This is a genomic window from Clavibacter sp. AC415 (genome assembly GCF_979252985.1).
The window spans coordinates 1-22,463 of sequence record NZ_CEEDAR010000001.1; the positions used below are offsets into that span (position 1 = coordinate 1).

General features: G+C 77.0%; 16 protein-coding genes and 8 pseudogenes. 12 read left to right on the forward strand and 12 right to left on the reverse strand.

Annotated elements, in window-relative coordinates:
- The first annotated feature begins 173 nt into the window (after positions 1-173).
- Positions 174-1,133: a molybdopterin oxidoreductase family protein gene (locus ACZ411_RS00005; protein ID WP_464167516.1), complete on the forward strand. Its 960-nt coding sequence runs from the start codon at positions 174-176 to the stop codon at positions 1,131-1,133.
- A 60-nt stretch (positions 1,134-1,193) separates the two neighbouring features.
- Positions 1,194-2,723, forward strand: a complete 1,530-nt coding sequence (locus tag ACZ411_RS00010) for an FAD-dependent oxidoreductase (protein WP_464167518.1) — start codon at positions 1,194-1,196, stop codon at positions 2,721-2,723.
- Between the two features lie 94 nt (positions 2,724-2,817).
- Here ACZ411_RS00010 and ACZ411_RS00015 read toward each other — a convergent pair whose 3' ends face one another.
- The 9 genes and pseudogenes from ACZ411_RS00015 to ACZ411_RS00055 all read right to left on the reverse strand — a co-directional run bounded on the left by ACZ411_RS00015 (position 2,818) and on the right by ACZ411_RS00055 (position 10,433).
- On the reverse strand, positions 2,818-4,104 hold the full coding sequence (locus tag ACZ411_RS00015) for a molybdopterin molybdotransferase MoeA (RefSeq protein WP_464167520.1): 1,287 nt from the start codon (positions 4,102-4,104) through the stop codon (positions 2,818-2,820).
- Positions 4,101-4,466, reverse strand: coding sequence for a DUF6457 domain-containing protein (locus tag ACZ411_RS00020; RefSeq protein WP_219818380.1), 366 nt, complete (start codon positions 4,464-4,466; stop codon positions 4,101-4,103). The genes ACZ411_RS00015 and ACZ411_RS00020 overlap by 4 nt, the downstream gene beginning before the upstream one ends.
- The gene (locus tag ACZ411_RS00025) at positions 4,456-5,190 is read right to left on the reverse strand and encodes an NTP transferase domain-containing protein (protein ID WP_464167523.1); all 735 of its coding nucleotides are present in this window, start codon (positions 5,188-5,190) and stop codon (positions 4,456-4,458) included. Before ACZ411_RS00025 ends, ACZ411_RS00020 begins: the two co-directional genes overlap by 11 nt.
- A gap of 199 nt (positions 5,191-5,389) precedes the next feature.
- Positions 5,390-6,025, reverse strand: coding sequence for an MBL fold metallo-hydrolase (locus ACZ411_RS00030; RefSeq protein WP_464167525.1), 636 nt, complete (start codon positions 6,023-6,025; stop codon positions 5,390-5,392).
- 227 nt (positions 6,026-6,252) lie between these two features.
- Positions 6,253-7,776 (reverse strand): cation:proton antiporter, encoded by a 1,524-nt coding sequence (locus ACZ411_RS00035; RefSeq protein ID WP_464167527.1) that lies wholly within the window; start codon positions 7,774-7,776, stop codon positions 6,253-6,255.
- Between the two features lie 49 nt (positions 7,777-7,825).
- Positions 7,826-8,449 (reverse strand): alpha/beta hydrolase, encoded by a 624-nt coding sequence (locus tag ACZ411_RS00040; RefSeq protein WP_464167616.1) that lies wholly within the window; start codon positions 8,447-8,449, stop codon positions 7,826-7,828.
- A complete protein-coding gene (locus ACZ411_RS00045; RefSeq protein ID WP_464167529.1) occupies positions 8,446-9,225 on the reverse strand; it encodes a ring-cleaving dioxygenase in 780 nt (259 codons plus the stop codon). The genes ACZ411_RS00040 and ACZ411_RS00045 overlap by 4 nt, the downstream gene beginning before the upstream one ends.
- Positions 9,226-9,349: 124 nt before the next feature.
- Positions 9,350-9,496: pseudogene (locus tag ACZ411_RS00050) on the reverse strand (hypothetical protein); the annotation flags it as partial.
- Positions 9,493-10,433 (reverse strand): annotated as a pseudogene (locus tag ACZ411_RS00055) (LysR family transcriptional regulator). The pseudogenes ACZ411_RS00050 and ACZ411_RS00055, both read right to left, overlap by 4 nt.
- Positions 10,434-10,472: 39 nt before the next feature.
- Between ACZ411_RS00055 and ACZ411_RS00060 the strand changes: the two are divergent.
- Together ACZ411_RS00060 and ACZ411_RS00065 are read left to right on the forward strand one after the other, a co-directional pair.
- Positions 10,473-11,780 carry an MFS transporter gene (locus ACZ411_RS00060; RefSeq protein ID WP_464167531.1) on the forward strand — a complete coding sequence of 436 codons (1,308 nt, stop codon included), beginning with the start codon at positions 10,473-10,475 and terminating at the stop codon, positions 11,778-11,780.
- A gap of 22 nt (positions 11,781-11,802) precedes the next feature.
- Positions 11,803-12,930: a hypothetical protein gene (locus ACZ411_RS00065; protein ID WP_464167533.1), complete on the forward strand. Its 1,128-nt coding sequence runs from the start codon at positions 11,803-11,805 to the stop codon at positions 12,928-12,930.
- 75 nt (positions 12,931-13,005) lie between these two features.
- Here ACZ411_RS00065 and ACZ411_RS00070 read toward each other — a convergent pair.
- Positions 13,006-13,448, reverse strand: a pseudogene (locus tag ACZ411_RS00070) (iron chaperone).
- A 104-nt stretch (positions 13,449-13,552) separates the two neighbouring features.
- Here ACZ411_RS00070 and ACZ411_RS00075 point away from each other — a divergent pair.
- Positions 13,553-13,822, forward strand: coding sequence for a hypothetical protein (locus tag ACZ411_RS00075; RefSeq protein ID WP_094115536.1), 270 nt, complete (start codon positions 13,553-13,555; stop codon positions 13,820-13,822).
- Between the two features lie 100 nt (positions 13,823-13,922).
- The gene (locus tag ACZ411_RS00080; RefSeq protein WP_464167537.1) at positions 13,923-15,059 is read left to right on the forward strand and encodes an SDR family oxidoreductase; all 1,137 of its coding nucleotides are present in this window, start codon (positions 13,923-13,925) and stop codon (positions 15,057-15,059) included.
- On the opposite strand, the gene ACZ411_RS00085 is transcribed toward ACZ411_RS00080, so the two are convergent.
- Positions 15,046-16,299, reverse strand: coding sequence for a DUF418 domain-containing protein (locus ACZ411_RS00085; protein ID WP_464167539.1), 1,254 nt, complete (start codon positions 16,297-16,299; stop codon positions 15,046-15,048). The genes ACZ411_RS00080 and ACZ411_RS00085 overlap by 14 nt on opposite strands.
- 135 nt (positions 16,300-16,434) lie before the next feature.
- Here ACZ411_RS00085 and ACZ411_RS00090 point away from each other — a divergent pair.
- The 5 genes and pseudogenes from ACZ411_RS00090 (at position 16,435) to ACZ411_RS00110 (ending at position 20,173) form a co-directional block, all read left to right on the forward strand.
- Positions 16,435-17,348 (forward strand): annotated as a pseudogene (locus ACZ411_RS00090) (ABC transporter ATP-binding protein).
- A pseudogene (locus ACZ411_RS00095) lies at positions 17,345-18,224 on the forward strand (ABC transporter permease). Before ACZ411_RS00090 ends, ACZ411_RS00095 begins: the two co-directional pseudogenes overlap by 4 nt.
- Before the next feature lie 37 nt (positions 18,225-18,261).
- Positions 18,262-18,906 carry a hypothetical protein gene (locus ACZ411_RS00100; protein WP_464167541.1) on the forward strand — a complete coding sequence of 215 codons (645 nt, stop codon included), beginning with the start codon at positions 18,262-18,264 and terminating at the stop codon, positions 18,904-18,906.
- Positions 18,903-18,986 (forward strand): annotated as a pseudogene (locus ACZ411_RS00105) (hypothetical protein); the annotation flags it as partial. The gene ACZ411_RS00100 and the pseudogene ACZ411_RS00105, both read left to right, overlap by 4 nt.
- A 493-nt stretch (positions 18,987-19,479) precedes the next feature.
- Positions 19,480-20,173 (forward strand): annotated as a pseudogene (locus ACZ411_RS00110) (response regulator transcription factor).
- A 24-nt stretch (positions 20,174-20,197) separates the two neighbouring features.
- Here the strand turns inward: ACZ411_RS00110 and ACZ411_RS00115 are convergent.
- Positions 20,198-20,878, reverse strand: a complete 681-nt coding sequence (locus ACZ411_RS00115) for a DUF4232 domain-containing protein (protein WP_464167543.1) — start codon at positions 20,876-20,878, stop codon at positions 20,198-20,200.
- Between the two features lie 342 nt (positions 20,879-21,220).
- Here ACZ411_RS00115 and ACZ411_RS00120 point away from each other — a divergent pair.
- A pseudogene (locus tag ACZ411_RS00120) lies at positions 21,221-22,364 on the forward strand (substrate-binding domain-containing protein).
- The last annotated feature ends 99 nt before the right edge of the window (positions 22,365-22,463 follow it).

Here is a 22,463-nt window from a genome sequence, read left to right on the forward strand (position 1 = left end):
CTGGCGTCATCCCGGACCCGGGGTCCCGCCGTGGAGCTCCTCGGCCGAGCTCGGGGAGCCGGGCGGCATCCGCTGCCTCCTCGTGCACGGATCCAACGTCGTCGTCTCCGCCCCCGACGTGAGGCGCGGTCCGCCGCTCCCTCGCGCGCGACCTGCTGGTGGTGTGCGACCTGGTGCTCTCCGAGACCGCCGCGCTCGCCGACGTCGTGCTGCCCGTCACTCAGTGGGCCGAGGAGGAGGGCACGACCATGTTGCTCGAGGGCCGCGTCATCCGCCGCCGCCGAGCGGTCGACCCGCCGCCCGAGGTGCGCAGCGAGCTCGAGGTGATGGCCGCCCTCGCGGCCCGGCTCGACGCGCCCTCCACCTGGCCCACCGACCCTGCCGTCGTCTTCGACGAGTCCGCGCGCGCCTCCGCGGGCGGCCTCGCCGACTACTCCGGCCTCAGCCATGCCCTCCTGGACGACGACGCCGTCGAGGGCTTCTGGCCGTACCCGGCCGGATCCACGGGGACGCCGCGTCTCTTCGCCGACCGGTTCGCGCACCCCGACGGCCGGGCGCGGCTCGTCGCCGTCACCCCGCGGGACGTGACCGCGGAGGACCCGGCACCCGTCGGCGGCGCCCTCACGCTCATCACCGGGCGCCTCCTCGAGCACTACCAGTCGGGGGCGCAGACCCGGCGGGTGCCCGAGCTGCAGGACGCGCAGCCGGTGGCGTTGCTGCAGATCCACCCGTCCGCCGCGGTCCGGCTCGGGATCGCCCACGGGGCGCCGGTCGCGATCGCGAACGCGCGCGGCGAGGTGCGGGCGGTCGCGGAGGTGACGGCCGGCATCCGGCACGACACGGTCTTCCTGCCGTTCCACTACGCGGGGTCCGAGTGCGCGAACCTGCTGACCGCCGCCGCGGTGGATCCCGTCTCCGCCATGCCCGAAGTTCAAGCGCACGCCCGTGACCGTCCGCGCGCTCGCGCCGCTCCAAGGAGCCCGCGCGTGGCTGAGGGCTCCCGCGGCCCGCTCCGCGTGCTCGTGGTGGGCCACGGCCCGGTCGCCGCGCGCCTCGTCGAGGAGCTCCTCCCGGTCGTCCGCACGGGATCCGTCGCGGTCGTCGTGGTGGGCGCCGAGGAGGAGGACCCGTAGCAACCGCGTGCTCGTGGCCGAGCACGCGGTGGGCGCGCCGACCGCGAGCACGCCTCGACGGTGGCCGACACGGCCGCGGCCGAGGAGGCCGGCGTCCGCGTGATCCGGGGCGACGCCGTGGTCGCGATCGACCGCGCGCGCCGCACGGCGGCCCTGCACTCGGGGGGCGAGGTCGCCTACGACCGGCTGGTGCTCGCCACGGGCGCCCGCGCGCACGTTCCGCCGATGGACGGGCTCGAGGCATCCCGGCATGCCCGCGGCGACGTCCCCGGGCACCCGGACGCCCTCGACCACGGACGCCGGCCCCTGCCGACCGGGGTCGTCGCGCTGCGGGACCTGCGCGACGCGCGGACGGTGCGCCAGGCCGTCCGCGCCGGGCGCCGCGTCATCGTGCTCGGCGCGGGCGTCCTCGGCATGGAGCTCGCGCTCGCCGCCGCCGAGCGGGGCGCCGACGTCGTCGCCGTGCACCACGGGGACGTGCCGATGGCCCGGAACCTCGACCGGGGCGGCGGGCGCACCCTCAGCCACGCGGCCGACGCGGCCGGCGTCGCCATGGCGGCGCACGCCCGCGCCGAGGGCGTCCTGCTGCACGACCGCGGCACCGGCGACGAGCGGTTCCAGGCGCTGCTCCTCGCCGACGGCGGCCGCATCGACGGCGACCTCCTCGTGCTGTCCTGCGGCGTCACGGCCCGCGACGAGCTCGCCTCCGCGGCGGGCCTCGCGGTCGGCCGCGGGGTGCTCGTGGACGGCGACCTCCGGAGCTGGACGGATCCGGACGTCTTCGCCATCGGCGACTGCGCCCACGTCGCCGTGCCCGGATCCGCCCGGCCCGACGGCCAGGTGCCCGGCGGCCCGTCGGGCCTCATCGGTCCCGGCTGGCGCCAGGCGGACGCCCTCGCGGCGCTCCTCGCGGCGGAGGCGTCGGCTCCGGGCGGGCGCGCGGCGGCCGGGAGCGGGCGCACGGCCGCCGCCGCCGACTCCGGGCGCCCGCCCGTCGTGATGCTCAAGGCGGAGGGCGTGGACGTCGTCGCGGGCGGGGACGTGACCGCCGAGCCGTGGGACGACCCGCCGAGGCGTCGCCGCCGCCCCGGTCGTGCGCATACCGCGGACTACGCGGCCGACGCCACGGGCACGGGCGCGGGCGCGGCGGGGGCCGCGGCCGATCCCGGCCCCGCGCCCCGCGAGGTGGCCGTGTGGACGGACCCCGCTCGCGGCGCGTACGTGAAGACGGTGACGCGCGACGGGGTCCTCGTCGGGTTCGTCGCGGTCGGGATGCCGCGCGCGGGCGCCGAGCTCACGCTCCTGTTCGAGCGCGGCGGCGAGCTGCCGGCCGACCGGTCGGTGCTCCTCCGCCTCGACGCGGCCGACGCCGGCACGCTGCTCATGGGAGACCCGCTCGCGCCCGACGCGACCGTGTGCTGGTGCAACGGCGTGACCGCGGGCACCATCGCGCAGGCGGCCGCCGACGGCGCGACCACGGTCGAGGGGATCGGCGCGTGCACGCGCGCGGGGACCGGCTGCGGGACGTGCCGGGGCCGCATCCAGGAGGTGCTCGCGTCCGCGGGCGGGCGGGCGGCGGCGCTGCTCTGAGGGCGCCTGCCGGCGACCGTCCGGTCGCCGGTCGCCGGCCGCGGTGGTGGCGTGTCGGCGGCTCGGGGGCCCGACGGCCCGCCGCCGCCGGGGGTCAGCCGGGCAGCGGGATCACGCGCACGTGCTCCCCGGCGCGCGCCCCGGCCGACGGGACGACCGCCAGCGCGTCCGCGGCCGCTAGGCCGCGCAGCATGCCCGGGCCCTGCGCCCCGACGGGCACGAGCCGGCCGTCCGCGTCGAGGGCGCACGCGACCAGCCGGGTCCCGGATCCGCCGCCCGGCAGCTCGGCCCCGGCCACGGCGCGGGCCGGCACCGGCAGCGGACGCCCGGCGAGGCCGTCGGCGACGGCCGGCGCGAACGACAGGAGGCAGGCGATCGCGGCGAGCGGGTTGCCGGGGAGGCAGAGCACGCCGCGTCCGTCGGGCAGCTCCGCGAGCATCACGGGATGCCCGGGTCGCATCCGCACGGCGTCGACGACGAGCCGCGCGCGGAGGGCGTCGAGGGCGGCGCGGACGTGGTCGGCGGGGCCGCGGGAGCTGCCGCCGGTCGTGACCACGAGGGGGGCGGTGGCCTGCGCGATGGCGTCGCGCGTGGCGCGGGCGTCGTCGGGGACGCGCAGGGTGGATCCGCTGCCGAGCCCGCATGCGGCGAGGAGCGCGGGCAGCGCGGGGCCGATGGCGTCGCGCACCCGGCCCGGCACCGGGACGCCCCGGTCGACGACCTCGTCGCCTAGGTGGACCACGTCGGCGCGCGCCGCCGCCAGGACCGGCAGCAGGTCGTGCCCGGCCGCGGCCGCGAGCCCCAGACGCACCGCGGTGAGCCGGGTGCCGGCGGTCAGCAGCACGTCGCCGCGGTACGCCTCCTCGCCCGCCGGCCGGATCTCGGCCCGAGCCCGGGCCCGGCCCCCGGGCGCGAGGGCGTTGACCCGGAGCACGCCGGACGCGACGTCGCCGTGCTCGCTGCGGAGGATCCCGGCGGTCGCGGGCGGCACGGGGGCGCCCGTCGCGATGGGCCGCGCCTCGTCCGGCGCGAGGGCGACGACGGCCGGTGCGTGCCCGGCGAGGACGGGGTCGCCGACGCGCCACGGTCCTGGCCCGGGGGATCCGACCGCCCACCCGTCCATGGCGGAGGCGTCGGCCCCGGGGAGGTCGGCGCGCGCGCGGAGGTCCGCGGCGAGCGTGCGCCCGTGGGCGTCGCCCAGCGGCACGAGCTCCGCCGACGCGGCCCCGCGCGCGCGCGTGCGCCCGCCGAGGAGGAGCGCGGCGGCGCGCGCGTCGTCCCAGTCGGCGTCCCGCAGCGGCGCGGGCGTCGCGGGCGTCGACGGCACGACCGCCGCTCGCGTCGACCGCGCGTCCGCCGGCTCCGTCCGCGTCGGCGTCATGCCCGGCCGCCCAGGTCCTGGTCCGGGGCGGCGGGCGCGGCGTCGGCGCGGAGGAGGTCGTCCCCGCCCGCCGCGCCGCCGTCCACGGCGACGGGACCGACCGGGTCCCGCAGGTGGTCGATCTCGGCCGTGATCTCCGCCGCCAGCCGCCGCGCGTCGGCCGCCGTGCCGCCCGCCCGCCCCACCGCGAGGCCCAGCAGGAAGGTCGTCAGGGGCGCGGCGGGCCGGGCGACGCCGTGGGCGGCGTCACGGGCGAGGTCGAGCACGAGCGCCACCTCGACCTCCTGCGCGGGCAGCTCGAGGAGCGCGGCGACCCGGTCGACCCAGGCGTCGAGCACGGCGGGGGAGGTGTCAGCGGGCATCGGGGATCCTGTCGTCGGGGAGGCGGAGACGGTGGGCGCGCGCGTCGTCGGGGGTGTCCACGTCGGCGCAGAGCCGGGCGGGCAGGTCGGCATGGGCGACGCGATCCGCACCGAGCGCATCGAGCACCCGGCGGAGCGAGGCGCCGTCGACGCCCGTGGCGCGGTCGATCGCGTCGAGCGCGGCGACGAGCGGAGCCGCCCGGTACAGGGCGAGGAGCGGCTGGGCCCGCCCGCCGGGATCGCGGGCGACGATCGCGTCCCGGCCGTCGGCGAGACCGGCGTCGTGCCGCAGCGGCAGGAGCGCGCGCACCGCCGCGGGCGCGCGCGCGAGATCGGCGGCGAGCACGAGGACCCAGTCCGGGAGCGCGTCCGGCGTCAGGGCGCGGACCCCCGCGGCGAGGGCGGCAGCCGGCCCGCCGTGCGCGGGTGCCTCGTCGACCCGGCTCACGGATCCCGCCCGCCGCCATGCGCCGTCCGTGCGGGCACCCGGTCGGTTGCCGGTCCCGACGACGACGACGCGGGCGCAGCCGCCCGCCGCGCGCACCGCGTCGTCGAGCAGCGAGACGCCGTCGCGGGAGAGGGCCGTCTTGTCGATGCCGCCGAGCCGCCGGGCGCGTCCCCCGGCGAGGACCACGGCCGCCGCGTCGTCGGCGCGGACGGGATCCGCACCGACGTCATCGGTGCGGACGTGATCGGCGTGCACGTCCGTCGTCGCTGCGGTCACGGGTCCTCCGGTCGGATGCGGCCGGCATGCCGGGGCGATCGGTGTCCCGCCGACGCTAGCGCGGGGTCGTTTCCGGCGCGTTGCGGGCAGGGACCCGCCGCGTTGCCGCGACCTCTCCGCGGGGCCCGGCGCATGCGAGGCCCCGGCGGTTCCGGTTCCGCGGCCGGGGCGCCGGGCCGGCCCGGAGCCCGCGGCCGGCTCAGGCCCCGGGCTCGCCCAGCGTCGCGAGGCGCCCGTGCCCGGGCAGCACGCGCGTGCCGGTCGGCAGCGCGAGGAGCTCGCGGAAGGCGGCGTCGGCGCGGGCCGCGTCCCGGTGGAACATGCGCGCGAGCTGCTGCGGTCCCTCGACCGCGCTCGTCGGGTGCCCGGTCACGAGCGCGTCGCCCGAGATCACGAGGCCGAGCCGGGGGATCGCGTACGACGTGTGGCCGAGGGTGTGCCCGGGCGTGGCGTGCGGCACGGGTCGGCCGGGCACGTCGAGGGGGCCGCCCATCGCGTGCGCGCGGACGTCCGGGTAGCCCTCGGCGCGGAGGCCGCCCGCGGCCACGGCGGCGTCCGCCCACCGCATCACGCGCGGGTCGTCGGCGTGCTCGATGACCTGCGCGAGCGTGACCTGGTGGAGGAAGTCGCGCCGCACGTGGCCCACCTCGTCGGGTCCGGCCAGCACCGCGGGCGCGTCGGCCCGGGCGGCGACGACCTCGCCGAGGCCGCCGATGTGGTCGCCGTGCGCGTGCGTGAGGAGGACCGCGCGGAGGTCGACCGCTCCCGTGCGGGCGCCGATCTCCGCGAGGCTGGCGATCACGGCCGGGGCGTCGGCCGGGTAGCCGGCGTCCACGAGCGTGACGTCGGCTCCCCTCGGTGAGCACCACCCAGTTCACGTGCGGTCCGTGGACGAGGAACACGTCCGGCTCGATGTCGACGATCTCGTAGGCAGCGGGCATGGATCCTCCGGGCTCGGGCGGTCGCGGGGTGCCCATCCTGAGGTCGGACGGGATCCTCGCCGACGGCGTCCTCCCCACCCCGGTCGCGACGCCCACCGCACCCGGTCCCACGGGCCGGCCCTCAGCGCGCCTCGTCCGCCTCCCGCCGCCCGAGGGCCACGTCCTCGGCGTCGATCATCGACAGCACGGCGCGCACGGCGAGCTCCGGGTACCGTCCCTCGCGGCGGGCGGCGAGGACCGCGGTGCGCTCCGCGTCGATCATGCGGCGCCGCACGCGATCGTGCGCGAGCCGCTCGCTCGTCGTCTCGGGCAGCGCGTCGTCGTCGGGCGCCGCGCCCTCCTCGCGCATCGCGTCGTCGCGTGCCCGGATGCCGGCCTCGCGCGCCTCGTCGAGCAGGCGGTCCCGGTCGGAGCGCTCCTGGTCGTCGGCGGAGTGGCCGAGGCGGAGGCGGCGGATGATCGCGGGCAGCGCGAGGCCGCCCACGAGGGTGCCCGCCACCATCACGAAGGCGAGGAACTGGAGCAGCTCCCGCTCGGGCGTCTCCTCCGGCAGCAGGAACGCGGCGGCGAGCGTGACCACGCCGCGGACGCCGGCGGAGGAGACGGCGGTGACGGTCCGCCAGGTCCAGGTGCGGGCCCGGAGGCGCGCGGGCCCGTGGTCGAACAGCACCTTCGCGAGCGCGACGGAGACGAAGCGGGCCGCGGCCAGCACCGCCAGCAGGAGGATCGACAGCCCCGCGATCCGCCAGCCGTCGAGGCTCGACTCGGGGAGCCCGCGCACTATGCCCGCGAGGCTCAGCCCGATGAGGAGGAAGACCGCGTTCTCGAGCAGGAACTGGATGGTGCGCCAGTTCACCGACTCCGCGATGCGGGCCTCGGGCGACTGGATCAGCGGCGCGCGGTAGCCGAGCACCAGGCCCGCCGCGACCACCGCCAGCACGCCGGATCCGCCGAGCTCCTGGGCCGGGATGAACGCGACGTAGGGGATCGCGAGCGACAGGCTCGTGTCGAGGACGGCCGAGCGCAGGTAGCGCCGCACCGCCGAGAAGAGGAACGCGACCCCGAGGCCGACGCCCACGCCGAGCAGGACGGCCACGACGAACCCGCCGGCGACGTCGACGGGGTGCACGATGCCCACGATCGCCGCGATGGCCGTGTTCAGCGCGACCAGCGCGGTCGCGTCGTTGAGGAGGCTCTCGGTCTCGAGGATCGACATCACGCGCCGGGGGAGCCGCACCCGCCCCGCCACCGCGGACACCGCAACGGCGTCGGTGGGCGCCACGACGGCGCCGAGCGCGAGGGCCGCCGCGAGCCCCACCGCGGGCACGAGCGCCCAGAGGGTGAGCCCGAACACGAGGAGGGTCACCACCACGACGCCCACCGACAGGACGACGATGCTGTCACGCCTAGCCCGGATGTCGGCGAGCGGCGTGCGGATCGCCGCGGCGAACAGCAGCGGCGGCAGGAGCCCGTAGAGCACGGCGTCCGGCTCGATCTCGATCTGCGGCACGCCCGGCACGAACGACAGGGCCGCGCCGACGGCGACCAGCGCGACGGGTGCCGACCAGCCGGCACGGCCCGCCACCCCCGAGACCACGACGGTCACGACGACGAAGGAGACGACCCAGGCGATGATCTCGGGCATGCACGGCTTCCGGTAGGGGGGGCGGTGGTGGGCGGGGGTCGCGGCGGCGTCAGCCGGCGGCGATGCGGGCGCGCGCGGCGTCGAGGTCCCGGGCGTCCAGCCCGTGGCCGCCGGGCCGCACGTGCGACACGGCGTCGGATCCGCGCAGGAGCGCCTCCCGGACCGTGCGCTCCACGTCGACCAGCGGCGCCATGGCGTCCGCGTCCCCGTTCAGCATCGTGATCCGCGTGCCCGCCAGGTCGTCCGCCGGCATCCGGTCCCCGAGCGGCCAGCGCGCGGAGAACGCGATCGTCGCGGGCACCGCGGCCGGATGCAGCAGCGTGGTCGCCAGCGCCATGTTCGCCCCGTTCGAGAAGCCGACCGCGAGGATCGCGCGGCCCTGGAGAGCGTAGGCCGACCGGGCCTCCTCGACCAGCGCGGCGAGCTCCGCCGCGCGCGCCACCACGTCGTCGACGTCGAAGACGCCCTCGGCGTGGCGGCGGAACCAGCGGGTCGCCGATCCCTCGAGGACGCTCCCGCGGGGCGCGAGCACGGGCTGCCCGGGGGCGACGAGCCGCGCGAGCTCGAGGCCCTGACGCTCGTCGGCGCCCGTGCCGTGGAGTCCGAGGACCACGGGTCCCGCGCCGGCGCCCGGCACGAACTCGTGCGGCGTCCGGTCGAGGAGGGCGCTCACGAGGCGTCGCCGCGGGCCGGGGAGGCCTCGGGCTCCTCGTCGGGCAGGCGCAGCGGGGGGACGGCGGCCTCGATGTCGGCGCGGCTCGGCTCCAGCCAGGGCGGGAGGCGGAGGCTGCGGCCGAGCTCGAGCAGCGGCTCGTCGATGTCGAAGCCGGGCGTGTCGGTCGCGATCTCGAAGAGCACGCCGCCGGGCTCGCGGAAGTAGATCGACGTGAAGTACTGCCGGTCGAGGATCTGCGTGACCTGGTGCCCGCGGTCCACGAGCTCGTCGCGCCAGGCCTGCTGCTCGACGCGGCCCGGCACGCGGAAGGCGACGTGGTGCACGGTGCCGCCGGCGGTGAGGCCCGGCTGCGCGGCGGGGTCGGCCACGACGTCCACCAGCGCGCCCGGTCCGCCGTCGCCCGCGGCGTAGCGGAAGCGGCCGTCGCGCTCGTCGACGAGGCGGAGGCCGAGGTCGTCGGTGAGGACGGCGGCGGTGCCCGCGGGGTCCCGCACCGTCAGCACCGAGGAGTGTTGGCCGCGGATCGCGTGCTCGGCCGGCACCTCGGCGGAGTCCCACGGGTCGCGGGGATCGACGACGGAGGAGGCGACGAGATCGATCTGCAGCCCGTCGGGGTCGCGCAGCGAGAGTCGCTCCTCCGCGGAGGACACGGTCGAGATGGACGGCTCGACGCCGATTCCGCGGAGGTGCTCCGTCCACCAGCCGAGGCTCCCGGCGGGCACGGAGAAGGCGGTCGTCGTGGACTGGCCGGCGCCGACGCGTCCCGCCGGCACGCCCTTCCACGGGAAGAAGGTGAGGAGCGAGCCGGGGGCGTCCCTCGGCGTCGCCGTAGTACAGGTGGTAGCTGCCCGGGCTGTCGAAGTTCACCGTGCGCTTGACGAGCCGGAGCCCCATCGCACGGACGTAGAAGTCGACGTTCCGCTGGGGATCGCCGCCGATGGCGGTGACGTGGTGCAGTCCCTGGGTGGTGGCGGTCATGGTGCGCTCCCCTTCGTGCGGCCCGGCCGGGCCATGTCCATGCAAACGCATGGGACGCGGGATCATTCCCGCTCCTTCCACGACGCGGCGTGCGCCTCCCGGAGCGCGGAGAGCAGCGCGCGCGCCGCCGGCTCGAGCACCGCGTGGCGCCGGACCGCCAGCGACAGGAGCCACGGGGCGTCCAGTCCCGGGACGCGGTGCACCGCGCAGCGCCCCGGGTCCGCGAGCAGGGGCACGAGCGCGACGCCGAGCCCCGCCTCGACGTAGGCGGGCACCGCCGTGAGGTCGGCGACCTCGATCCCCACCCGACGCCCCACGTCGTGCGCCGCGAGGAGGCGGTCGGCGTGCACGCGGTTGCCGAAGCCCGGCGGGGTGTCGACGAACACCTCGTCGACCAGGTCCCGGACGCGGATCCGGGCACGGTCGGCGAGTCGGTGCCCGGGCGCCAGGAGCAGCACGGTGGGGACCTCCCGCACGGTCTCGAGCCGGAGCCGGGCAGGTCGCCCGGGGGCAGGCCGACGAACGCGATGTCGAGGCGGCCCGCGGCGAGGTCGTCCGCGAGCCCGCGGGTCCCCTCGGGCGAGGTGACCAGCTGGAGGTCGACGGCCGGGTGCGCGGCGTGGAAGCGCCCGAGCAGCCGGGGGAGGCCGATGAGGTCGATGCTCGCGAACACGCCGAGCCGCACGCGTCCCCGCAGCTCGCCGCCCGTCTCGCGCGCCTCCGCCGAGACCCGGTCGGCCGCCGACACGGCGGCCCGGGCGAGGGGGAGGAGGCGCTCGCCCGCGGCCGTGAGGGAGACGGGCGACGTGGAGCGGTCGAGCAGCACCGTGCCGAGCGACCGCTCCAGCGCCTGCACCGACGCCGACACGGTGGACTGCGTCGCGTGCAGGCGGCGCGCGGCGCGCGTGAAGCCCAACTCCTCGACCACGGCGATGAGGAACTCGAGCTGGCGGGTCTCCATGCGATCATCATCGTCCATGGCGATGGGCATCGCCAGGATCATCCGTTGGACACGATGGGCGCACCGGCGGACCCTCGGACCATGACCACCGCGCTCCTGACGCCGCCCGCCGCCGTCGCCTCCCGACCCCGCCACCGTCTCGCGCACGCCGCGGGCTTCTGGACCACGGCCGTGGCCTTCACCGTCGTCATGGCCTACGCGACGGTGCCCACCCCGCTCTACGCCCTCTACCAGCAGCGCGACGGCTTCCCGACCTGGGTGCTCACCGTCGTCTTCGCCGCCTACGCGGTGGGGGTGGTCGCGAGCCTCTTCCTGGTGGGCCACCTCAGCGACCAGGTCGGGCGTCGGCGCCTCTCGCTCCTGGCGATCGGCGTCGAGGTCGTCTCCGCCGCGCTGTTCCTGCTGTTCCCGGAGGTGCCGGGGCTGATCGTCGCGCGCCTCGTCAGCGGCGTCGGGGTCGGGATGCTGACCGCCACGGCCACGGCGCACCTCGGCGAGCTGCACGCGGCGGCCCGGCCGGAGGGGTCCCCGCAGCGCGCCGCCGCCGTGTCCGGCGTCGCGAACATCGGCGGGCTCGCGCTCGGGCCGCTCGCGGGCGGGCTCGCCGCGGAGCTGCTTCCCGCGCCGCTCGTCGTGCCGCACGCCGTGTTCCTCGTCCTGCTGCTCCTGGCACTGGGGGCCGTGGCGCTCGTGCCCGAGACGGTGCGGGCACCCGCGCTCCGGCGCCCGTACCGGCCGCAGCGCGTGGCGATCCCCGCGGCCTCGCGCGGGGCGTTCGCCGCGGCCGCGGCGGCCGCGTTCGCCGGGTTCGCGGTCTTCGGGCTCTTCACCTCCCTCGCGCCGACGTTCCTCGCGACGACGCTCGGGCAGACCGGCCGGCTCCTGTCCGGGTCCGTGTCCTTCGCGGTCTTCGCCGCGGCCGCCGTGTCCCCGCTCGTCGCGGCGCGCCTCGACGGACGGCGTCAGGTCGCGGTGTCGCTGGTCCTCCTGCCCGCGGGCCTCGTGCTGCTGGCCGCGGGCGGCATCCTCGCGTCCCTGGCGCTCTTCGTCGCCGGCGGCGTGCTCGCGGCGGCGGGCGTCGGGCTGTCGTTCCGCAACGCCCTCGCGACCGCGGGCGCGCTCGTGGAGCCGGCGCGGCGCGGCGAGGTCCTGGCCGCGGTGTTCCTCGTCGCCTACGCGGGGATGGCCGTGCCCGCGCTCGTCGCCGGCGTCGCGCTCGCCCGGGTGGCCCCGGTCGCGGTGCTCACGGCCTTCGCGGCCGTCGTGCTGGCGCTCGGGGTGGCCGCGGGCGCGGGCCTGCCTCCGCGCCGCCCGGCGCTGCTGACGCCCGCCCGCCGCACGGCGCGTGCCGGCCGCCGCATGGTGCGCGACCGTCGGCCGGGCACCTAGCCTGGAGCGCGAGGGGGCGCCGATGGACGTGCACTGGCTGAGCGCGCCGGACGACGAGGTCGCCCGGGCGATGCGCGCCGTGCGGACCGGGGCCCGGCCGCGGTGGATGCCGTCGCGGCGCAAGGTGCTGGCGCACGTCAGCGACTCCCTCCTGCTCTGGGCCCTGTGTCTCGTCCTCATGACCTGGGGTGTCGTGACCGACGGTCGGGGCGACGGCACCGTCACCCCGTCGACCATCGCGGGCCTGTCCGCCGCGGCCGTCGTCCTGGGCGCGTGGTTCCTCGGATCGCGCCTCCTGCACCGCTGGGCGGCGCAGCCCCCGTCGCCGCGGTCCCGCGGCCGAGAGTGGCGGCAGCACCTCACCGCGCTCGCCAACGGGTTCGAGCCGGATCCCGTGGAGGGCGCCCCCTTCCGCTCGCTCATCACGGGCGGGGTGACGGGCGTCAGCGCGACCCCGCGCTTCCGCACGACCGGAGCCGAGTTCGGCGTCGTCCGCCGCCGGGGCGCCACGCACGGCGGGTGGACCTACGTGGCCCTCGCCCTGCCCGTGCCGCTCCCGCACCTGGTGCTCGACGCGACGGCGAACGACCGGCGCGGCAGCGACCTGCCGGCCAGCGTCCGGCGCGACCAGCGGCTCTCCCTGGAGGGCGACTTCGACCGGCACTTCCGGCTGTACGCGCCCGGCGAGTACGAGCGCGACGCGCTCTACCTGCTCACCCCCGACGTCATGGCCGCGCTCGTCGACGACGCCCGCGACTTCAACGTGGAGGTCATCGACCGGCGCGTGGTGTTCTTCCGCCGCGACCCGGCGGACCACTCCCGGCCCGAGCCGTGGGAGGAGGCGGGCCGGATCATCGACGGCGCGGGCGCGCGCCTCGTCAGCCGGGCGCGCCGCTACCGGGACGACCGGGCGCCGCTCGGCGGCGGCGGTCCGCCCGCGCCGCTGCGCGAGGACCGCGACGAGCAGCCGCCGGATCCCCGTCTCCCGCGCATCGCCGAGGACGGCCGCCGGCTCGACGTGCGCGACGCCCGGACGGGGACGCTCGGCTGCCTCGGCTGGGCCGCCTGGGTGGCCTTCCGCTTCCTGCTGCTCTTCGTGCCCGCCGTGTTCGCCTTCGCGGGCTTCATGTCGATCGTCGACGGGCGCTGACGACGCCGGCGGTCCTGCCGCGTCCGGTCCCGCATCGTCCAGGGCGGGCGCGGTGCCCGCCCGGAGTCGGGACGATCAGCCGGCGACGGCCCGCCGCAGCAGCTCCGCCACGCGCTCCGCGTTCGCGGGATCGACGGCCGTGAGCGCGTACGACGTGGGCCACATGGTCCCCTCGTCGAGCCGCGCCGGGTCCTGGAAGCCGAGCGTGGAGTAGCGCGTCCCGAACTTCGACCCGGGCTGGAAGAACACGACGGGCTTGCCGTCGACGTCCGCGTAGGCCGGGAAGCCGTACCAGGTCTTGGGGAGAGGTCCGGCGCGTGCTCGAGCACGAGGGCGTGCAGCCACTCCGCGATCGCCCGCTCGTCGTCGGGCATCGCCGCATGCGCGTCGAGCACGCCCTGGAGCGCCGCGGCCTGCTTGTCGGCCGACTTCTGCCGCTTCGCCTCCTCGCGCAGCTCCCGGGCGCGCTGCTTCACCGCCTCGCGCTCGTCCTTCGAGAGTCCGCCGTCGTCCGTCATGTCCGCTCCTGCCTGGTGGTGTCCCTGGAGCGTGGCAGGTGCGCGGGCAGCCGACAAGCGGCGCGCGGATCCGCGAGGCGCCCGCGACAGCGTACGGTCGGATCATGAGCACCCACGAGCAGGACCAGCCCATCATGGACGGCGCCGGCGACGCGACCGCCGAGGAGAAGCGGGCCGGGCTCGCCGAGCAGGTCGCCTACGACCACCGGGACAGCGGATCCGAGGCCATGGCCGCGGACCTCGACCGGCGCACGGCGGACGCCGGCCTCGCCGACGAGCCGGCCGACCCCGCCGCCACGCAGGCCGTCTCCACCGGCAGCGACGGCGTCGACGGCGAGGCCGACGCGGAGACCGACGGACCGCACCCCGCCTGACGCCCCGCCGGCCGGACGCGCGCCCGCGAGCGCCGCAGCCGACACGCCCGCGACGAGCCGCCCGGAATGCCCGGGCGGCGCGTCGCCGTTGGGGCAGGGGATGACCGAGATCCGAGAGACCCCCGTCCCCGCACCGTGCGTCGCCGATCCCGCGCTCGCGTCCGAGCCGGCCGCGGGCCGCACGGCGCTCGTCGTCGGCGCGACCGGCATCAGCGGATCCGCCCTCGTGGAGCGGCTCACGGCCGAGGGCTGGCAGGTGCTCGCCCTCAGCCGCCGCGCCGGGGCCGAGAGGCCCGGCGTGCGCTGGATCAGCGCCGACCTGCGCTCCGCCGACGACCTCCGCCGCGCCCTCGCCGACGAGCGCCCCACGCACGTCTTCTTCACCGCGTGGTCCCGCCAGGCCACCGAGCAGGAGAACATCGACGTCAACGGCGGCATGGTCCGCGACCTCCTCGCCGCCGTCGACGGCGCGCCCGTCGTCCACGCCGCGCTCGTCACCGGCCTCAAGCACTACCTCGGCCCGTTCGAGGCGTACGGCCAGGGCGCCATGCCCGACACCCCGTTCCACGAGGACGAGCCGCGCCTCGACGCGCCGAACTTCTACTACGCGCAGGAGGACGAGCTGTTCGCCGCGGCGTCCCGCCAGGGCTTCACCTGGTCGGTGCACCGCTCCCACACGGTCATCGGCCACGCGGTCGGCAACCAGATGAACATGGGCCTGACCCTCGCCGTCTACGGGTCGATCTGCCGCGACCTCGGGCTCCCGTTCGTCTTCCCCGGCAGCCGCACGCAGTGGGACGGCCTCACCGACGTCACCGACGCGACGGTGCTCGCCGAGCAGATGGTCTGGGCCGCGACGACGGAGGCGGGCCGGGACGAGGCCTTCAACGTCGTCAACGGCGACGTCTTCCGCTGGCGCTGGATGTGGCCGCGTCTCGCCGCCCGCTTCGGCGTGGAGCCCGTCGGCTTCGAGGACGCGCCGCGCCCGCTCGAGGCGCAGATGGCGGGCATGGAGGACGAGTGGGCGCGCATCGCCCGCGAGGCCGGGCTCGTGGAGGCCGACCTCGGCCGCATCGCGTCGTGGTGGCACACCGACGCCGACCTCGGCCGGGACATCGAGGTCGTCACCGACATCAGCAAGAGCCGGCTGGCCGGGTTCACGACCCATCACCGCACCCTCGACAGCTTCCTCGAGCTGTTCGAGCGCTACCGCGCCGAGGGGCTCATCCCGCGCTGACCGGGTGGGCCGGCGCCGGAGGGCCCGCGGGTCCCGGCGTCGGCCGGCCGTAGGCGAGGCGGCGGATCGCCCACTCTGCCGGCCCCGCCCGCCCCGCGCGCTCGAGCGCCACGGCGGATGCGACGGTGACGAGCCACACGCCGATCGCGACGAGCGCGATCCGCGCCGAGCCCGCTCCCACGCCGAGCCCGAGCGACCACGGCTCCAGCAGGATCGCGAACAGCACCGACTGGAGCAGGTAGCAGCTCATGGAGCGGCGGCCGACGGCGGCGAGGGCCCCGAGCGCCGGGCCGGGCGCCGGATCCCCGCGGCGGGCCCGCGCGGCGACCGCCCAGCCCACGAGGCCGAGGATCCCCAGCGCCCCGCCGACGCCCGTCGCTCCGTGCAGCACCGCCACGAGGTAGAGGGCGACGGGACCCGCGTCGAGCGCGCCGACGGTCGCGAGCACCAGCGGCAGCGCGCCCAGCACGCTCACGGGCAGGCCGATGAGCGCGAGGCGACGGAGCAGCGGCAGGTGGGCGGCCGGGTCCTCGAGCACCCGGCGGCGGCCGAGCAGGATCCCGAGGGCGGCCAGCGGCACGAGCGCCCCGACGGACACGGGCGTCGCGACGAGGATGGCGGCCAGGGCGATCGCGCGCGAACCGAGGTCTCCGAGGAACGAGCCGTCGCCGCCGAGGCCGAGCGCGGAGCCGGACCCGTCGTCCGCGCTGAACCCGTCGGCGCCCGCGACGATCAGGAACACGATCGCGGGGGCCCACACGAGCAGCCGGACGACGCGGTCGCCTGCCCGGTACGCGGCCGCGAGGCCGAGCCCGAGGATCCCGTACGAGAGGAGGATGTCGCCCTCGAAGAGCAGCACGACGTGCAGCGCCCCGAACAGCATGAGCCCGAGGCTCCGGCGGACCAGGAGCCCGCGGGCGCGCGGGCCGTCGACGCCCGCGGCCGCCTGACGTCGGAGGACCACCGTGAAGCCGTACGCGAAGAGCATCGTGAACAGCGGGAACGCGCGGTTGTCGACGAGCGTGCCGACGAGCGCGTCGGCGACGTGGTCGAGCGCGGTGCCGTCCGTCGGGCGCGCGAGCGGTCCGAGCGGCCGCCCGGAGATGAAGTAGACCGAATTGGCGAGCGCGATCCCGAGCAGCGCGATCCCACGCAGGAGGTCGGGCGCGAGCATGCGCTCCCCGGCGGCCACGGGCCGGCTGTAGGGCGTCGGCGGCGCGGGCGTCGGGCTCGTGGTCATGCGCCCAGCCTGGCGGTCGCGCCGGGACCCGGGCGACCCCCACGCGAGGGAGCGCCGCATCCACCGATCGGCGGATGCCGCGGATCGCACCGCTCGGCCGTTCCGCTCCCGCGGCGCGACCGGCACGCTGGACCCATGACCACAGCAGCCGTCGAGGAGCACGTCAGCGTGCGCGACCTCGAGAAGACCTACGGCACGACCACCGCGCTCCAGGGCGTCACCTTCGACATCCACCGCGGCGAGACGTTCGCGCTCCTCGGGCCGAACGGCGCGGGAAAGTCCACCACCATCGAGATTCTCGAGGGGTACCGGCTGCGCAGCGGCGGCTCCGCGACGGTGCTGGGCGTCGACCCGGCGAAGGGCGGCCGCGCCTGGCGCGCCCGCATCGGCATGGTGCTCCAGTCGAGCTCCGAGAGCGGCGCGATGACGGTGCGCGAGCAGGTGGCGCACTTCGCGCGCATGTACCCGAGGCCGCGCGACGTCGACGCGACCATCGAGGCCGTCGGCCTCACGGAGAAGGCCGGCACCCTGCTGCGCGCGCTGTCGGGCGGCCAGCGACGGCGCGTGGACGTGGCCCTCGGGATCATCGGCCGCCCCAGCTGCTGTTCCTCGACGAGCCGACGACGGGCTTCGACCCGGAGGCGCGGCACCGGTTCTGGGACCTGGTGCGCGAGCTCAAGGCCGAGGGCACGACCATCCTCCTCACCACCCACTACCTCGACGAGGCGGCGCAGCTGGGCGACCGGGCGGCCGTGATCGCGGGCGGTCGCCTGGTGGCGATGGGCCGGCTCGACGAGATCGGGGGAGAGGAGGCGCGGATCCCGCGCGTGCTCTGGCGGGACGACGACGGCGCCCACGACGAGCGCACCCGCACCCCGGGCGCCCTCGTCGCGCGGCTGTCGGCCGCCACCCCCGGCGGCGAGCCGCGGGACCTGCGCATCGTCCGGCCGAGCCTCGAGGACGTGTACCTGGGGCTGCTCGCCGGCGCGGGGTCCGCGACCGTCGCACCCGCCGCGCCCGCGACGCCCGCCGAGGAGGTGGCGGCATGAGCGCCGTCCGTCCCGCCGGGGAGACCCGCACCGCTCCGGCCCCGGCCGCCGCCGCGCTCCCGGGCGTGATCGCCCTCGGGATCCACCGGATCCGCTACGAGGTGCGCCGCTACTTCCGGCAGACCGACACGATCATCTTCACGTTCCTCTTCCCGGTGATCATGCTGACGATCTTCTCGGTCGCCTTCGGCTCGGCGGGCAACCTCGGCACGGCGCCCGACGGATCCGGCGGCGTCTCCGCCGCGGCCTACTACCTGCCGGGCATGATCGCCGCGGGCATCCTCCTGAGCGGCGTGCAGAACCTCGCCGTCGACATCGCCATGGAGCGCAGCGACGGCACGCTCAAGCGGCTCGCGGGATCGCCCCTGCCCGTGCTGTCCTACTTCCTCGGCAAGGCCGGGCAGGTCATCGTCACCTCCCTGCTGCAGATCGCCGTGCTGCTGCTCGTCGCGCGCGTCGCCTTCGGCGTGGAGCTGCCGACGGACGCGGGCCGGTGGGCGACGGCCGCCTGGGTCTACGCCCTCGGCATCACGTCGTCGGCCGTGCTGGGCATCGCGCTCAGCCGCATCCCGCGCTCCGGCGCCTCCGCGACGGCCGTCATCACGCCGATCGTGCTCGTGCTGCAGTTCATCAGCGGCGTCTACCTGACCTTCACGATGCTGCCGGGCTGGCTGCAGGACGCGGCGGCCCTCCTGCCGTTGAAGTGGATGGCGCAGGGCATGCGCGCCGTGTTCCTGCCCGAGGCGCTCGCGGCCGTGGAGGCCGGCGGGTCGTGGGACCTCGGGGGCGTCCTCGTCGTGCTCCTCCTGTGGCTCGTCCTCGGCACGGTCGCTGGCGGCGGCCGTCACGTTCCGCTGGATCCGACGGGACTCCTGAGCGTGCGCGCGCACCCGGCGGCTGGCAGGCTCGGGGCATGATCCCCACCCGCTGGGTGCACGTCGCCTACGCCGTGACCATGGCGCTCCTCGTCGTGCTCGCCGTCACCGGGCTCGACGACCCCGCCCCGACGCTGGCGGCCGTCGCGGCGATGTCGGCGCTGTACCTCGTGGTGGGCCGCCCGGCGCTCGTGGCGTCGGCGGCCGCGGCCGCCTCGGTTCCCGAGCGCCCGGAGCGCTCGGCCGTCGTGTTCCTCGTGCTCGTGATCCCCGTCGCCACGTGGGGCGTCGCGACCATGTCGTCGTTCGCGGTCGTGCAGTGCGTGCTGTGCCCGCTCGTCTGGCTGCTCACGACGAGCGCGGCGGGACGCCGTGCTCGGCACCCTCGTGCTCACCGCGTCGATCGCCCTCGGGTTCGTCGCGGGGTTCGGGGACCTGCCGGGCGCGCTGCCCACCACGGCCGTGTCGCAGGGGCTGAGCCTCGGCGGGAGCATCGCCCTCGGCCTCTGGATCACCCGGATCGCCGACCTCAGCCGCGAACGGCTGGACCTCCTCGAGGGCCTCCGGGCCGCGCAGGCGCAGGTCGAGGAGCTCGGCCGCGAGGCCGGGCGCGGCGCGCGAGCGGCAGCGGCTGTCGGCCGACCTGCACGACACGGTCGCCCAGGACCTCACGGGCCTCGTGATGCTCGCCCAGCGCGGCCGGCGCGAGCTGCGCGGCGCCGACGCGGACGCCGCCGACGCGACCCTCGCGCTCCTCGAGGAGAGCGCGCGGGACGCGCTCACGCAGACCCGGTCCATCGTGGCGGCCACCGCCCCCGTGGAGCTCGGCGACGGCCTGGGGCCCGCGCTCGCGCGCCTCGGCGCCCGGATGGAGCGGGAGACGGGGATCCCCGTCGGCGTGCGGACCGCCGACGGCGCGGGCGTCGTCGACCGCGACGCCGAGGTGATCCTGCTCCGCTGCGCCCAGGAGGGCCTCGCGAACGTCCGCCGCCATGCCGGCGCGACCGCGGTGGAGCTGGTGCTCGCGCGCGCGGGCGCCGACGTCGTGCTCGGCGTCCACGACGACGGCCGCGGCTTCGACGCGGGCAGCCCGTCCTCCGGCTACGGGCTCGACGGGATGCGGCGCCGGCTCGACGCCGCGGGCGGACTGCTCGAGGTGGGCGAGCGGCCCCTGACGGCACGCGGCTCACCGCCCGGATCCCCGCGCACGCAACGGCGCTCCCCGCGGCGGCGCCCGTCCCCGCGCGGGCACGCGCATGACCGGCGGCGCGCGCACGGCCGCGGGGCCGATCCGCGTGGCCGTCGTCGACGACCACCCCGTCGTCCGGGCCGGCCTCGCCGCCCTCCTCGCCTCCGCCGCGGGGATCGAGGTGGTGGGCCAGGCGGCCGACGGCGTGGCGGCGGTCGCCCTCGCCCGCGCCGAGCGGCCGGACGTCGTCCTCATGGACCTCCGCATGCCCGTCCTCGACGGCGTCGGCGCCACCGCCCGCATGCGCGAGGAGGCGCCGGACGTGCGCGTGCTCGTGCTCACGACCTACGAGACGGACGCGAGCATCCTCTACGGCCATCGAGGCGGGCGCCCGCGGGTACCTGCTGAAGGCGGCGCCGGAGGACGAGATCCTCGCGGGCGTCCGCGCCGTCGCGCGCGGCGAGGTGGCCCTCGCGCCCGCCATCGCGGCGCTGCTCGTGCGCGAGGTGGCCCGACCGGCCGCCGATCCGCCCGCCCCGGCGCCGGCCCTCAGCCCCCGGGAGACCGAGGTGCTGGCCCTCGTCGCGATCGGCCGCACCAACGCCCGCATCGCCGCCGAGCTGCACGTGACGCCCGCGACCGTGAAGACGCACCTGCTCCACGTCTTCGAGAAGCTGGGCGTCGGCGACCGGACCCGGGCGGTCACGCTGGCGATGGAGCTGGGCCTGCTGCCGTCCGCGACACGGCCCGCCGACGCCTGAGCCGACGCGCGCGGGCGTCCCGGATCACGAGGACGCGACGAAGCCGCCCACCTCGAGGAGGGCGTGGTCCGCGGTGGTGCACGCCGCTTGCGGCCACGCGATGAAGAGCGACGCGGTGGATCCGGGCGGGTAGACGCGCAGGCCGTCGGCGTCGGTCGTGCCGCACTCGGCGTCGGCGTACACGCCCGGCTCCGTGTAGTGCAGCGGCGCCTGGGCGCGAGGCGCCGGAGCGAGCCGCACGGTCGGGTGGTCGGCGGCGCGGTCGAGCGTCGCGGGGACGCCGAGCTGCGTGCCGTCGCCGTCGCCGACGAAGGAGACGCCCGGCCCGCCCTGCAGGCTGCAGGCGGTCGAGGACGCGTTGGCGACGACCACGGTGACGCGCTGCTGGCTCATCCCCGCGCCCTCGCCGGGGTCGCCGCCGGGTCCGGATGCGGGCGCGACGGATCCGGTCAGCTGGTCGACCGTGCACCGGGCGTCCTCGCCGGAGGCGGCCGGGTCGCCGGTGGCGCCGTCGGAGGCGGCCGGGGTCGCGGACGCCGAGGGTGCGGGGGCCGACGTCGGGGCGACGCTCGCGGGCCCGTCGGCGGGCGGCGTCGTGGCGGATCCGCCGGGGGAGCCCGTGCAGCCGGCGAGCCCGATGGCGGCGGCGAGGGCGAGGGGAGCGAGGACGCGGGGGAGCCGCGCGGGGCGGCGATCGATGCTCATCCGACCTGTCTACGCCGCCGTCCGCCCCCGCGCGAGGGCCTGTCCGATCCGCGCGGGCACGGCCGCCGACCGCGCGGCCGCCCCCGACCGCGGGACACCGCGGTAACGCTTGGGTAACGTCTGGCCGGAGCCGTATCGGCGGCCAGGGAAATGGATAAGTTCTGACCGACGACAAAAGTGCGGCACGGCCCGTGACCGGCTGTCCGCTCCGCGTCGCCCAGCACCTCCACACCACAGCAGCACCCGACCCGAGGACGCGTCGGCGCACCGCACGGCTCCCGCGACGACGCGCGGCCCGGTGCCCGCACGGCCCGGGCGGGCCACCCGAGAGGACCCGCCGACATGGCATCCGGACGACACGCACGACAGATCAGCTCCCTCCTCCTCCTCGCCGGCGTCGCCGTCGGCATGACCGCGCGCGCGCCCCAGGGCGCCACGAACACCGGCTCGGCCGGTGGCGGCGACGAGTCCGGCACCGAGTGCAACGTGGGCATCTCCATGCCCACCCGCAGCCTCGAGCGGCGGATCAACGACGGCGAGGGCCTGAAGACCAAGCTCGAGGCCGACGACTGCGCGGTCGACCTCCAGTACGCCGACAACAAGACGGACGCGCAGATCAGCCAGATCCAGAACCAGGTCGCGGGCGGCGCCAAGATCCTCGTGGTCGCGGCCGTCGACGGCAAGACCCTGGGCCCGGCCCTCGAGGACGCGAAGACGCAGGGCGTCACCGTCATCGCGTACGACCGCCTCATCAACGGCACCGACGCGGTCGACTACTACGCGACCTTCGACAACTACAAGGTGGGTCAGCTCCAGGGCGAGTTCATCAAGGACCAGCTCGACCTCGACAACGCCGCCGGGCCCTTCACCATGGAGCCGTTCGCGGGCAGCCCCGACGACAACAACGCCGGCTTCTTCTTCGGCGGCGCCTGGGACGTCCTCCAGCCCTGACGTCGAGAGCGGCAAGCTGACGGTGCCCTCGGGCGAGTCGCCGGCGACGAGCGAGGACTGGCAGTCCATCGGCATCCTCGGCTGGGGATCCGACGACGCGCAGGCCGAGATGGACAACCGCCTGCAGTCCTTCTACACGGGCGGCCAGAAGGTCCAGGTCGTCCTCTCGCCGAACGACAGCCTCGCGCTCGGCATCGAGGCGTCGCTCTCCAGCGCCGGCTACGCGCCCGGCGCCGACTGGCCCGTCATCACCGGCCAGGACGCCGACAAGGCGAACGTCCAGGCGATCCTCGCGGACAAGCAGTCCATGACCGTCTGGAAGGACACCCGGGCGCTCGGCGACCAGGTCCAGAAGATGATCGGCGAGATCGTGGCCGGCGACGACGTCACCGTCAACGACACCGACTCGTACGACAACGGCAACAAGCAGGTCGTCCCGTCGTTCCTGCTCGACCCGCAGGTGGTCGTGAAGGACGACGTGCAGACCACGCTGATCGACTCCGGCTTCCTGAAGGCCTCCGACGTCGGCCTGTAGCCCGCACCGCCGGCTCGACGGGCGCCCGGCACCACGCCGGGCGCCCGTCGGCCGCGCATCCGTCTCCACCCCGCGCGCGCCGATCCGGCGCGCGCGACC

Coding starts and splice junctions, on each gene's coding strand:
- ACZ411_RS00015 (WP_464167520.1), bottom strand. CDS start 4,104: ATGACGCCGACGCGGACGGAGCCGGCGGACGCGCGGTCGACGCGAGCG.
- ACZ411_RS00020 (WP_219818380.1), bottom strand. CDS start 4,466: ATGCCCGCTGACACCTCCCCCGCCGTGCTCGACGCCTGGGTCGACCGG.
- ACZ411_RS00035 (WP_464167527.1), bottom strand. CDS start 7,776: ATGCCCGAGATCATCGCCTGGGTCGTCTCCTTCGTCGTCGTGACCGTC.
- ACZ411_RS00060 (WP_464167531.1), top strand. CDS start 10,473: ATGACCACCGCGCTCCTGACGCCGCCCGCCGCCGTCGCCTCCCGACCC.
- ACZ411_RS00065 (WP_464167533.1), top strand. CDS start 11,803: ATGGACGTGCACTGGCTGAGCGCGCCGGACGACGAGGTCGCCCGGGCG.
- ACZ411_RS00075 (WP_094115536.1), top strand. CDS start 13,553: ATGAGCACCCACGAGCAGGACCAGCCCATCATGGACGGCGCCGGCGAC.
- ACZ411_RS00080 (WP_464167537.1), top strand. CDS start 13,923: ATGACCGAGATCCGAGAGACCCCCGTCCCCGCACCGTGCGTCGCCGAT.
- ACZ411_RS00085 (WP_464167539.1), bottom strand. CDS start 16,299: ATGACCACGAGCCCGACGCCCGCGCCGCCGACGCCCTACAGCCGGCCC.
- ACZ411_RS00100 (WP_464167541.1), top strand. CDS start 18,262: ATGATCCCCACCCGCTGGGTGCACGTCGCCTACGCCGTGACCATGGCG.
- ACZ411_RS00115 (WP_464167543.1), bottom strand. CDS start 20,878: ATGAGCATCGATCGCCGCCCCGCGCGGCTCCCCCGCGTCCTCGCTCCC.